General features: G+C 55.7%; 8 protein-coding genes. 7 read left to right on the forward strand and 1 reads right to left on the reverse strand.

Going from position 1 to position 13063, the window contains the following annotated elements:
* Positions 1–95 precede the first annotated feature (95 nt).
* Positions 96–2540 carry a polysaccharide lyase 8 family protein gene (locus PM3016_RS12675; protein ID WP_014369740.1) on the reverse strand — a complete coding sequence of 815 codons (2445 nt, stop codon included), beginning with the start codon at positions 2538–2540 and terminating at the stop codon, positions 96–98.
* A gap of 403 nt (positions 2541–2943) precedes the next feature.
* Here PM3016_RS12675 and PM3016_RS12680 point away from each other — a divergent pair, with 403 nt between their 5' ends.
* The 7 genes from PM3016_RS12680 to PM3016_RS12710 all read left to right on the forward strand — a co-directional run bounded on the left by PM3016_RS12680 (position 2944) and on the right by PM3016_RS12710 (position 13015).
* Positions 2944–3414 (forward strand): SRPBCC family protein, encoded by a 471-nt coding sequence (locus tag PM3016_RS12680; protein WP_014369741.1) that lies wholly within the window; start codon positions 2944–2946, stop codon positions 3412–3414.
* A 150-nt stretch (positions 3415–3564) separates the two neighbouring features.
* Entirely contained in the window at positions 3565–4428 is an 864-nt protein-coding gene (locus PM3016_RS12685; RefSeq protein WP_014369742.1) for a helix-turn-helix domain-containing protein, read from the forward strand.
* A 90-nt stretch (positions 4429–4518) separates the two neighbouring features.
* Positions 4519–5811, forward strand: coding sequence for an ABC transporter substrate-binding protein (locus PM3016_RS12690; RefSeq protein WP_014369743.1), 1293 nt, complete (start codon positions 4519–4521; stop codon positions 5809–5811).
* Positions 5812–5911: 100 nt separating this feature from the next.
* Positions 5912–6817, forward strand: coding sequence for a carbohydrate ABC transporter permease (locus PM3016_RS12695; RefSeq protein ID WP_013915989.1), 906 nt, complete (start codon positions 5912–5914; stop codon positions 6815–6817).
* Position 6818: 1 nt separating this feature from the next.
* Positions 6819–7640 carry a carbohydrate ABC transporter permease gene (locus tag PM3016_RS12700; RefSeq protein WP_013915990.1) on the forward strand — a complete coding sequence of 274 codons (822 nt, stop codon included), beginning with the start codon at positions 6819–6821 and terminating at the stop codon, positions 7638–7640.
* Between the two features lie 91 nt (positions 7641–7731).
* On the forward strand, positions 7732–10218 hold the full coding sequence (locus PM3016_RS12705) for a glycoside hydrolase family 31 protein (protein WP_014369744.1): 2487 nt from the start codon (positions 7732–7734) through the stop codon (positions 10216–10218).
* 1045 nt (positions 10219–11263) lie between these two features.
* A complete protein-coding gene (locus PM3016_RS12710) occupies positions 11264–13015 on the forward strand; it encodes a cache domain-containing sensor histidine kinase (protein WP_014369745.1) in 1752 nt (583 codons plus the stop codon).
* Positions 13016–13063: the final 48 nt, after the last annotated feature.

Here is a 13063-nt window from a genome sequence, read left to right on the forward strand (position 1 = left end):
GCAGGAGACGGCTCACACAGCTGCCGGCAGACATGCAGGCGTGGCGCATGCTCTTGATCCCCGCAGGGTTCCCTCTGCCCGCGTACGCGGTGTGCCTAATATCCGCTCTGCTGGAATTTCACGGTCAACGTCCGGCCTTCCGTGCCCGCGGGATTCACTGTGATGCGGATGCACGGGTACGTCTGCGTGACGGTCACGCCGGGATCGGCCGAGATGACGCCGGTGGCAGATTCGTCGAGCTTGAGCTCGATGGGGGCGGTGCCGGCGCGCGTCGGATCGGCGACGGAGACGTTCAGGCCCTCCGGCGTTTCCTTCACAAGGACGGCTGCCACCGTAGAGCTGGAGATGCCGGCGGCAGCCGCCTGCCCGGCGCTCCAGAAGAAGGCTCCGGTCATCCCATGCTTGCGTTCCCGCACAGCCTGAACCGTGGCGGTGTTCGCCAGGACACGGATGTCAGGACGCGCGGCGTAGGCGGAGGTCTGTGCAGCCGTCTTGTTCGGCAGCGTCACGTATTGGTACGATGCCTGCTGCGGGCTCACCCCGTGATCGAACCAGAGCGCCGCGAAATTGCGGGTGAGCGGCGTATCGGGCGTCGGCTTCGTGTTGACGTTGAGGTCACCCCACCGGCCGGTTCTGGCTTGACGCGAAGCGTTCAGCACGGCGTTGTTTCCCGGGAAATAGTAGCCGATGTCCGAGCCGGGCACGTTACCTGCCAGATGGGCCCACGAGACGCCGGTCATGTTCTCCCGGGAGCCGAGCGCAGGCACGCGGGGCGTCCCGTTCACTGTCAGCGCGTTGTCGCCGGCCGCGTTCAGCTTCCGGTTGTCGACGATCGTCTCCACGGTATAGGGCTCGTCAGGGCTCAGTCGGATGTCGGTGCCGAGAGAGACGACTTCATCGTCGAACAGGAACCAGGCCTTCTTGCCGGTGAGCGAGGTGCCCGATGCGCCGGGCGCCGTGAGGCCCATGCCGACCACGCCATACTGACCGTCGGACACGCCGCCGACCCGGCGGTCGGTGTTCACGTAGACGGATTCGGTGACGTTCAAGGTCCGGGGCTTCGTATCAACCGTGGTGCCGGGCAGCTTGTAGTAGTCGACCGTCGCCCAGAACCCGTCGCCGTACTGTTCCCTGTCGGCTGTATAGGTGTAGGTCATGCCCGAGCCGGTGTACCAGCCCCGGCGGAGCTCGAAGTTGTTCTCGAAGTTCGCCACGTTGTTCGAGAACATGCTGATCCCGAAGCCGAAGCCGGGACGCACATGGACGGCGCGGGCCATGCGGGGGAACGTTTTGTTGAACGAAATGTCCCCGCGGGGGACGATAGCCGGATCGTTCACGATGGCTCCTGCGCGGCCGATCATCTCGATCGAAGCGTCCGTATAGAAGCTGGCGTCCCCGCTGACGAGCTCCTTGACGAGGCTTTGGAGCTTCGCTTTCTCGGCGTCCGGCGCGATCAGGGACAGCCGGATGAGGCTGGAGGTCACTTTGTGCCCCGCGGTGCTGTCCTGAAAGTTATAGCGGGCGACCTCCCGCCCCCGCACCATGTCCATCATGACCCCGGTGCGGTAGAGCAGGGGCTCGAAGGAATCCGATACCCACTTCCATACATGGGCGCTCCGCGGATCGGTGACTTCCCAGGGGGTTCCCTGCAGCAGGTACATGACGTCGGAGAGGTCCTTGAGCAGCGAGTTGCCGTACCCGCCGTTATACGCGAACTTGCCGTGCTGGATGAAGGAGCCGTCGGGATAGAAGCCGTCCCCGGTAGTCTCATATGCAAACACGTTGAGATCGCCGCGGCGACCGTCCGTCAGGTCGCTGAGCCCGTCGCGGGCCTGCACCATCTTCTCGGGGGTCTCTCCATTGATGCCGCGCAGCGCGTGCACGATGGAACGCCATACCCGGTTGGCGGCCATGTACTTGTACTCCTCGATCGGGCTGTAGGAGATCGGGGAGTTGTAGTCGATCGCGGCCGTCCAGGCGGCGATCTGCTCCGGGGTCAGCTCGTCGTACAGCATGACCATGATCTCGCCAAGCCGCAGCGGGGCGCCGATCTCCCCGTACCACCACTGGGAGGAGCCGGGGCCGGGCTTGGAGGCGTTGAACCGGTTGGCGTTCAGCCAGTCGAGCGCTTCGAAGATGTCCGTACGCAGGGCGCTGTCGCCCTGGAGCGAGCTGCCATGGGTCGTATAAGCCAAGGTGAGCGCCTTGATCCGGTCATAGCTCTGGAAGATATACGCGCGGTTCGGCAGCTCGGCGGCCGAGACGGGCCACAAGCATTTACAGGCGTCGCGGTCGGCTCCCCGCTTCAGTGTCGCCTGGAAGCCGACGGCCGTACTTTCGATCGCTTGGATCTTCGCCGCAACTTCGGGGACTGACGGGTCGATCGACGGCCCGCCGGTGAGCACATCCTTCCACTTGGCCCGCAGGGCGTCGTAAGGAGCCGCCGCTTCGGCGGCAGGGACTGCAGGCAGGGGCAGTGCGGTTGTCAACAGGGTCAGGGCAAGGCAGAGCGAGAAAAAAAGCCGGATCCGGGAGTGCACAGCAATCATCCTTTCATCATGGGAATGAAACAGAAAGGGACTGGACAATGGACAAGTAAGCGCTTACGAAAAGGAGGGAGAGGGACGGGCAGCACATTACGGGCGGGGGAAACAGGGACAAGGAACGGGAAGCACCATGCCAACGGTAATTTTATGATACCGCTTTCTTCTGCATTCTATTTTCGTGGCGAATTTGTGAATCCCTGCAACTTTAGAAAAACTTTGTAAAGAGAGGAGCATCGGAATGATCGCAGCCAAGAATCCTAACAAGACTTCCGAGTTAAACACACTCTCGCAGAGGGGGATAGGGTTGATGTACACTCTCATGTAAGGCAAGTCAAGATGACTCGGGTGCCAGGCGGAATATTTCAGATCAACCCGATCCGAAGAAGGAGGCGGCATGATGATTACTTGTTCAACCGAGGTAGAGATTGAGGCGCCGATCGAACTATGCTTCGATAGGGCACGATGCATCGAGCTTCATACCCAGACCGTATGGAAGCATACGAGAGAACGGGCCGTAGAAGGAAGAACCGCCGGGATGATCGGGGCAGGGGAAACGGTCACCTTTCAGGCGAGGCACTTTCTTGTCACCCAGAGGCTGACGTCCCGAATCGTGGAATATGACAGACCAAGAAGATTTGTCGATGAGATGCTTAGCGGCGCCTTCAAAAGCATGAGGCATGAGCATACATTCGCGCAGCTTGGCCCGCATACCACTTTGATGAGGGACACGCTGGTATTCTCAGCCCCCTTCGGCGCGCTCGGCTGGATCGTAGAGAGAGTGATTCTGAGAAGATACATGCTTTCCTTCCTGAAGTATCGAAACCGGCAGCTCAAATCCAGGATCGAAGAAGAGTGGGGGAATGCCTGAGCGGTTTCCCCGGCCCTCATTTTCATTTTCAACAATTCATATCAAATGAAAAGCAATATCGGTTAAGTCGAACCAATTTGAGCATGATATATTTTGAGTGAAAAACATCACTGCCTGCTGTGAATGCTTGCTGTTGAAAGGAGGCCCCTCTTGGTCATTCATACGCCCACCAATCTGGCTCTACAAAAATTAGGCATATACGTAAGGGCGAACGCAGACGATTGGCAGTACAACTGGCCTGTTCATACCCATGAAGGGCTTGAGGTTTATTACTTCATACGCGGGGATGCGAACTATATTATCGGTGATAATATTTTTGATCTGTCGCCGGGAGATATGCTTCTCTTTCGCGGAAGCACGATACATAGGGTCAACCCGACCAAGGATGTTCCCTATATCCGCAGCTATGTCAATTTTACAGAATCTTTTTTGCAAGGGCAGATGCCGGCAGAGATCTTGCAGAAGCTCATGTCTCTGTTCGAAGCCCCGAATGGAATGTTAATTCGCTGGTCCTTGGAAGAGCGGAAAGAGATCGAGACTTACTTTCAGTCCCTTCACCGGGAGAACGAGCGGGAGTCGTTCGGATACGAACTGATTTTGAAAACGCTCTTAACTCAATTGTTGATCGCCGTTTATCGAAAGGCCAAACGATTGCATGAAATTGCGCCTGTGGTACAGCCAACGCACACGCAGGAGAATGTCCGCCGTATTCTGCAATATGTCAATCAGCATTTTACGGAAAACTTCTCGCTTCAGACCTTGTCCGGTGCCCTGCACCTCAACAAATATTATATTTGCCATTGTTTCAAAGAGGTTACCGGCTGCACGGTCAACAACTACATCATCAGCAAAAGGATTGAGGAAGCGAAGAAAATGCTTCGTACGACGGATGAGCCCGTCGGGTTGATCTCAGAGAAGCTGGGGTTCAACACAGCGGTTCATTTCAGCCGTTCGTTCAAGAAGTACGCTGGCATGTCGCCGCAGCATTTTCGCAAAAAAGGCCTTGGGACGTAATGCTTTACCTAATATATTTACTTCATATATTCACCTAAAATAACCCATATTTATCCATTTTATTATAAGCAGAGAGAAGGAGTACAAGGGATGAACACAAAAATGAAAACGATCTCTATTGGTATGGCGATGGTTCTGACGACCCTGATGACCGCTGCATGCGCCCAGAAGGAATCGGGAGGAGGGTCGGCGGCCGGCGGCAAAAAGGCAGCGCTGGACTTTGTCTGGTTCTCGGATGGAAATGAAGGCGCACTCATGAAAGGCATCATTGAGGAATACGAGGCCAAGAACACCAATGTAGACATCAATATGATCGAAGTTCCTTATAAAGACCTGTCCACGAAATTGAAAACGATGATCTCGGGCGGCAAGCCTCCGGCCTTGGCGAGAATCAGTACGTCGGAGCTTGGCGCGTTTGCCAATCAGGCGGTGGACCTGGGTGAGACGAACGGCGGGTTGGACGCCTACACAGGACAATTCGTCGATTCTTTGAAACCGTTTTATGTAGTGAACAACAAAGCGGTAGCCGCTCCGATGGACGTGACCGCGAACGGATTGATTTACAATAAAACCTTGTTTGACAAAGCCGGAGTGAAGGTGCCGACTTCCCCTGATGCGGTCTGGACGTGGGATGAATTCTCCGCTGCCCTGAAGCAGGTGATGGACAAAGGCGGGGCCAAATACGGTCTGGTATGGGACTATACCCCGCAGCGATGGTCTACGCTGCTGTATCAATTCGGGGGAAGCCTCATGAGTGCGGATGGAACCAAAGCGGCCATCAACAACGAAGCAGGGGTACAAGCGGCGGAGTTCTTCAAAAAGCTGCATACCGACGGGATTGCCCCGACATCCGTGTGGCTCGGCGGGGAGAACCCGAACAACTTGTTCCGCAGCGGTACGGTTGCCGCCCATTTGGCAGGGAACTGGATGATCAGCAACTATAAAGATATATCGAACTTCGAATGGGGCGTTACGTACATGCCGAAGGCGAAACAGCGTTCGTCCGTACCGGGCGGCAAATTCGCCATGGCGTTCAAAAAATCCGGCGTGGAGAAGGAAGCCGCCGACTTCATCAACTATATCACCACGAAAGAAGTCAATGCGAAATATACCCGGGAGGCCTTGTTCCTCAGCCCGCGCAAAGACAACGCGAAGCTGGACTATGCTTTTGGCAAAGAGATGATGGAAGTGTTCTCGAACGAGCTGAACAGCACTGCTCCGGCCGCAGCGGAGGATTGGTCCAAGCAGACGATTGTACCTAAATTCAGCAACGATCTGAAGAAGGCGCTTTCAGAGATTGTCGGGGGGAAAACACCGGCACAGGAAGGCCTGGATGAGGTTGCAGGCTTGATTGATAAAGCGATTAGTGAAGACAAGAAATAAAACATGCAGGCTCCCTTCGTGGAAGGATGGGCTGCTGCCGGGCTCGGCCTGCGGCAGCCGTTTCTCCGGGAGACAGGAGCTTTAGAGAGGAGCAGGACGGATGGCTGTACCAGCCTCGGCGTTAAAAGCAAGAAGGGTCCGGAAGCCGGGACAAACGAAGACATGGATACCGTATTTGTTTGTCCTGCCTAACTTGCTGATTTTTACCACCTTTATCGTCATTCCCATGGTCATCGGCTTCATTTATTCTTTCCATGAATATGACGGCTTGAACCCGATGGAGTTTGTAGGTTTCGGCAATTACACAGAGATCTTTGCGAACGACGAATTTTGGAGCGCACTGGCAAGAACCGCTCTGTATGCGCTGATTGTCGTGCCGGCGATTTGCTGCCTGTCTCTCGCCGTAGCGATGATGCTCATCCAGCCCATCCGGTGTAAAGGGTTATTTCGCTCCATATTTTATTGGCCCACGATGATTTCCTATATCATTGTCGGTCTGACATGGAAATGGATTTTCGGCGATTTTGGGGTATTCAATTACTTGATGACCCTGCTTGGCATGGAACCTCTTCATTTCTTATCGGATTCCTTCTATGCCAATGTCTCGGTCATCATCGCAACGATTTGGTCGCGTCTTGGGTTTTACATGGTGATTTTCATGGCCGGTCTCCAGGCGATACCGAACGATTATTATGAGGCGGCCCGATTGGACGGGGCATCCAAGCCCCGCGTATTCTTGACGATTACTCTTCCGCTGCTCAAGCCTACGACCGTGCTCGTCGTGATGCTGACGCTGATTGAAGCCTTCAAAGCGTATCCGCTTTTGTTTGCGCTCACGGGGGGCGGACCCGGCCAGGATACGACCTATATCGTGCAGTATATCTACGAAACCGGATTTGCCAAGCAGGAGCTGGGTATGGCCAGCGCCATGTCCGTCATCTTGTTCGTTCTGATTTCGATGTTCACCGCACTGCAGTTCAAGCTGTCCAAGGGAGGCTCCGATTAACGTGGAATTGAAAGCATCCGCCAGAACGGCACTTTATCTTCTTTTATTTGCCATGGCAGCCTTATGGTTGTTTCCCGTGCTTTGGATTGTGCTCTCGTCCTTCAAGACGAACAATGATTTGTACAGCTTTCCCCCGAGATTCTGGCCGGAGCCCTTCACCTTCGAGCACTTTACGGCGGCGTTTGAGAAGGGCAACTTCGGCCGCTACTTCATCAACAGTGCGATTGTCACGGTCAGCTCAACGATCCTGCTGCTGCTGATCAACTCCATGGCGGGGTTCGCGCTGGCGAAATATCAATTTACAGGGGCTACGGTGCTGCTCGTCGGCTTCGTGTCCACCTTGATGGTTCCCCTGGAAGTTATCATGATCCCTATCTTTAAAGTGCTCAGCGTCCTCGGATTGTTCAACACGCTGCTGGCTCTGATCATTCCGCCGGCGGCCACTCCGACAGGCGTATTTCTGCTGAGGCAGTATTTGCTTACCGTGCCGGAAGAGCTGCTTGAGGCGGCCCGGATGGACGGTGCGTCCGAGTGGCGCATTTATTCGCGGATCATTCTGCCGATCTGCAAGCCGATTCTGGCGGTGCTCGCGATTTTCTCATTCATGTGGCGGTGGGATGACTTCCTGTGGCCGCTGATCGGCATCAGCGATCCGTCTCTGTACACGATTCAGTTGGCCTTGTCCAACTTCATTGGGGAATATAACGTCGACTGGGGCAGCCTGCTGGCGATGTCCGTCATCACGATGATCCCGGTGCTTGTCGTGTTCATCCTGTTCCAGCGTCAATTTGTCAGCGGGATGGTCACCTCGGGGATGAAGTAAGTGCAGATCGAAATCACCGGGGACGATGAGATGTAAAAAAAGCATGCTGCGAGAACATATAAATAACGGGCAGGAACACGGAGGAAAAATCATGAGGGTAAGCCGCAAGTTAGTGCAGACCATACCAGGGGATCGTTATGTGGATCTCGTGACCGATGTATCCAAGTACCGCATCTATCTCATGAATGATCATGTGATTCGGATTCGCTGTACATTCGACGAACAGTTTGCGGAAGAAGCATCGTATACGCTGACCATGACCGCATGGGAGGACAAGATGGATGCGATGATGGAGGACCGCAGGAGAGTGGAGGCTCTCCCGGCTCTCTACGAAGATCGGGGGACCCATCTGCTGCTGCGTACGAATGCACTCCGCGTTCTCATTCATAAAGAGCCTTTTGCTATAGATATCACGGATGCGGATGGCCGAGTGCTTCATGAGGACTTGAAAGAACGTTCATACGTGAAGGATAAGCAGGGCCGATTGTATCACTATTCCACCATGAAGGATGAAGATTACTACTACGGCTTCGGTGAGAAAAGCGGGCATCTGAACAAAAAGAAGAGAAGACTGCGGATGCATAACGTGGATACGATCGGCTACGATTCCGAGCATACGGATCCGCTGTACAAGCACATCCCGTTCTATATCAAGTTTCATGGACCGACGCAGGCCGCGACAGGCTTATTCTATCATAACAGCCATGAGTCCGCCTTCGACATGGGGTGCGAACGAAGCGGATACTGGAACAAATACAGCTATTTTTGCGCGGACGGCGGGGAACTGGATCTCTTCTTCATGTACGGTCCGCAAATCAAAGATGTGGTCCGGTACTACACGGATCTGACGGGTAAAACGATACTGCCGACACAGTATTCGCTGGGCTATATGGGCTCGACCATGTACTACACCGAACTGGACCGGGATTCGGACAAAGCGATTTTGAGCTTTATGGATCGCTGCAGGGCGGAAGGCATCCCCTGCGACGGATTCTTCATGTCTTCAGGCTACACCACGGGGGAGGACGGGAAACGGTATGTCTTTAACTGGAATCATGATCGTTTCCCTGACCCGCAGCGCTTTATCGAACAAATGCGAAGCAAGGGGGCCGCATTGGCTCCCAATATCAAACCGGGCATGCTGCTGACCCACCCGTTGTACCGGTCATTCGACGAGGCGGGTGCTTACATCCGGGATGAGAGCGGGGAGCAGTCCCAGACGGACCGGTATTGGGGAGGGCAAGCTTCTTTCGTGGACTTTACCAATCCCAAGGGCAGACAATTATGGAAAGAGCATCTCATCGCATCGTTTATCGACTTGGGCGTTACTGCCATTTGGAACGACAACAACGAGTATGAAATCAACAATCCGGATGCGTTATGCGACTATGAAGGCGAGAAAAAGCACATCAGCGCCTTACGGCCGCTTCTGCCCAATCTGATGGCCCATACGGCCAAGGAAGCCATCGCCGAGGCTGCGCCGGGTACAAGACCGTATCTCGTGAGCCGTGCCGGATTCGCCGGAATTCAGCGTTATGCCCAAACCTGGGCGGGGGACAACAGCACGAGCTGGCACAGCTTGAAGTTCAATGTTCCCGTCATTCTGGGCATGGGACTGTCCGGTGTGGCGAACCAAGGCTGCGACATCGGCGGCTTCTTCGGTCCCGCTCCGGAACCGGAGCTGTTCGTGCGCTGGGTACAGAACGGGATTTTCCAGCCGAGATTCTCCATTCACTCCTGCAATACCGACAATACCGTTACGGAGCCCTGGATGTATCCTTCCTGCACGCCTTATGTCCGGGAGGCGATCCGGCTTCGGTACCGGCTGGTTCCTTATTTCTATTCCCTGCTGCACGAAGCGTCGGTCGAAGGTTCGCCTGTGATGCGCCCGATGGTATACGAATTCCAGCAGGACCCCGCCACGTGGGAGGAAAGCTTCGATTTCATGCTGGGGCGGTCGCTCCTGGTGGCCAATGTTCTGGAGAAGGGGGCCGAGACGAGAACGGTGTACCTGCCTGAAGGATGCGAATGGATCGACTGGCATACAAGAGAGCGCTATGCCGGAGGACAGACGATCCGGAAGCCGGTTGCTATCCATTCCATTCCCATGTTCATCCGAAGCGGAGCGATTATTCCTCTCGCGCCGCATCTGCAGAACATTCATCAGGACCGGGTGGAAGAGCTGCACCTGCTCATCGAGCCGTCCGAGAATGCAAGCTTCGTGCTGTATGAAGATGATGGGGTAACAAACCGGTATCAGAACGGTGACTATCTGACAACAACGATCTCAGTTGAAACGCAGCGAAATACGGTCATCTCTTTCACGAAAGAAGGAGCTTACCCGAGTACCGTGAAGCGGGTCGTCATGGAACTGGTGTGCAAACACATTGCTCCGGTTGGGGTGATGCTGCAGGGCCGAAAGCTTCCGATGTTTCTTGATCCTTCGAAGTGGGAGGCGGCGGAAGAAGGCTGGTATTACGATCTGGAGCGGACCTCCGCCAAAATCAAATACAAGAACTGCGAATCGGATTATGAAGTAACCGTGAACTTCGATGTGAAGGATCTGATCTCCATCTAAAGAGTGTGGAGTCGGAGGGGGGATAAGCCATCGCGGACTGAAATCATGGGGAAGGGACCTGACTTTAGGTCCCCCTTTTTATTAGGGCGGCAAAGCAGGTTACCTTCTCTTGAGATAAATCGTAAGAAACACTTCATATAAACCGCGGATATGCTTCTTCGAAACGACCCCGATCAGGGGTTTTTCTTATGCTCAGACTGCCATATAACGCAGCACGACCAGAATACTCTCACCCGCACAAACAAACGCTGGCACCGGTTCGGGTGCGGACATCGGAGTACTGCCGTGTGACAGAGGCCATAAGCAGCAGGGGGCGCTGCCTTATTTTGCAATAGAATTCGGACGCGGTTTCCCCTATACTTGAAGCTGACTTGAGACCGGACTGCCGTCACGTCCGGCGGGGTAAGTTGAGGCGTTGAGGGGAAGCGCTGCCTTTTCTGGAGGAAGGTCAGTCTGCGAAGAACAACAGGTCAATGGTCAGGTGCCAAATTGCAGGCAATGGTACTGCTCGCGGAACCGAACGAGTCCTGCAAGCCGCTGAAGCAGCGGGCTATGGACCCTGAGGCTGCTGCATGGACTTGGAGCCGGGTGAGAAACCGGAGGCAGGCTTCAAATAACGGAACTCAGGTATCTTATCTGAGTATTTCCCGGTATTTCCCGACGGATAGCGGAACTCAGATGCCTTATTCCTTCAGAAATCACATTAAACCCCTCTGGCCGGCACCAATAGAGCATCTGAGTTCCGCTATTTGCAAAACGGGACTTTCCAGGCAGGGCATAGCGAATCTGAGTTCCGCTATTTGCAAAACGGGACTCTCCAGACGGGGCATAGCGCGTCTCAGTTCCGCTATTTGCAGAAGGGGTCCTCCCTTGCTGAGCATAACGCAGCAGAGTTCCATGTTACACGGGTCTCGTCACGCCCAGCGATTCGCCAACCGAGCCCGGACCCTGAGTACGTTTACTCGATATCACCCTGATCTCCCCCATACCAAGACCGCAAACACCTGCACGAAAACGGTTCCATCAAGACAGGAGTGTCCGCATCATGAAATCTTGGCTGCGCATGCTGATAGACAAAATCCGGTTTCAAAAGCTCCGCAGGCGGTTCCTCGCCGCCATGATCGGGGTGGCTCTGCCGCCGCTGTTTATTCTGGGCTACGTGTCATTCGATACGGCACGGGACGCCTTGACGGAGACGAATACGCAGACGAATGTGAAGCACCTCGAGACCTCCAGCGAGGTCGCCGACCTGCTGCTGCGCAATCTCGTCAACCTGAACCGCGCGATCGTGGTGAACGACGAAATCCGGGAGGAGCTGATCCGCAGCAGGACCCAGTCCAATTATGAGCAAACGGACACAAGTGAATGGTCCGCCAATCGGCTGCAGAAGGTGATCAGCAACAACCTGTTCGATACCCGGTTCGTGACCTCCATCTGCCTGATGAACCTCGACTATAAGATCATTTGTTCCGGCCGCTCCGATGACGCAGGCCAATACGAAAAAGAAGGCAAGCAGCCGCTTATCGAAACGTCCCCGTGGTACCAAAGTGCCAACCGCGCGCAGGGCCGGGTGGTGTTTCTCGGGTACGACCTGTTCGGCGAAGCCAAAAATACCTTCTCGACGGTGAAGCTCTTCCGGGATGCGGAGAGCCCCGACGGGGAGCCGATCGGCTACCTGATCGTCAACGTGTCGAACCTCATTTTCAGCAGCATCTTCAACGGGGCGGACGACGCGGGCGGATTCATGGCGCTGGCCGAGGCGCAGGACGGGCTGCATACGGTCTACAATGACGCGCTGCCGGGAACGGAGCTCCCGAAGGAGGGGAATGCGAGCGAGGCGCTGAACCGTCTCAAGGAGCAGGGCTATCTCGTCTCCCGCTACGAGAACCAGACAACGGGCTGGACATTCGTGCACCTGATGCCCATGGAGGAGCTGCTCCGCAAGTCGAACAAGATCGGCCTGTACACGGCCGTCCTTGCCTCGCTGATGGCGCTGATCGCGCTCATCGTCTCGGTCATTCTCTCGGGCAGCATCGTCCGGCCGCTGCTGCAGATCAAGAAGATGATGCTGGACTGGACGACCGGCACGCGGCACTTCGTCACCACCTTCGACAACGACGAGGTGGGGGCGATCGGGGAGACGTTCAAGCGGGTCGCCTCCGAGAACAAGGAGCTGGCGGAGCGGGTCGTGCAGTCGGAGCTCAAGGAGCGCGAGGCGGAGTTGCGGGCGCTGCAGGCGCAGATCAAGCCGCATTTTCTGTACAATACGCTCGATTCGATCTACTGGATGGCCGTGCTCCAGAAGAACCACGACATCGCGCAGATGGCCGTGTCGCTGTCCGAGAGCTTCAAGCTCAGCCTGAACAAGGGGCAGGAGACGATTCCGGTGTTCAAAGAGCTGAAGCACATCGAACACTATATGACGATCCAGAACATCCGGTACAACAACCGGTTCCGCTGTGAGATCGAGGTGGAGCCCGCCATCATGGGCATGGAGATCATGAAGCTGCTTCTGCAGCCGCTGGTGGAAAATGCGATCTACCACGGCCTGGAGCCCAAGGTGGGCGAAGGGGCGATCCGGCTGACGGGGGTGAAGGACGGGGAGTATCTGCTGTTCACCGTGGAGGATGACGGGGTAGGCATGGCGGATGTCGGGGTCACCGAACGGGGCTACGGCCTTCGTAATGTGCGGGAACGCCTGCAGCTCTCCTACGGACCGACGAGCTCGCTCACCGTCTACAGCGAAGAGGGCCGGGGAACCCGCATCGAGCTGCGCTTCAGGCCGAAGACGGCCTGACCCGCTCCGGCGGCAGGGAACCGATCCGGAAGACAAGGATAGACAGAG

Origin of the sequence: Paenibacillus mucilaginosus 3016, assembly GCF_000250655.1 — a bacterium.
Classification (GTDB): domain Bacteria; phylum Bacillota; class Bacilli; order Paenibacillales; family NBRC-103111; genus Paenibacillus_G; species Paenibacillus_G mucilaginosus.

Excerpts from the sequence above, each read along its gene's own strand:
- PM3016_RS12680 (WP_014369741.1), top strand. The coding sequence starts at position 2,944 with ATGATTACTTGTTCAACCGAGGTAGAGATTGAGGCGCCGATCGAACTA.
- PM3016_RS12690 (WP_014369743.1), top strand. The coding sequence starts at position 4,519 with ATGAACACAAAAATGAAAACGATCTCTATTGGTATGGCGATGGTTCTG.
- PM3016_RS12695 (WP_013915989.1), top strand. The coding sequence starts at position 5,912 with ATGGCTGTACCAGCCTCGGCGTTAAAAGCAAGAAGGGTCCGGAAGCCG.
- PM3016_RS12705 (WP_014369744.1), top strand. The coding sequence starts at position 7,732 with ATGAGGGTAAGCCGCAAGTTAGTGCAGACCATACCAGGGGATCGTTAT.
- PM3016_RS12710 (WP_014369745.1), top strand. The coding sequence starts at position 11,264 with ATGAAATCTTGGCTGCGCATGCTGATAGACAAAATCCGGTTTCAAAAG.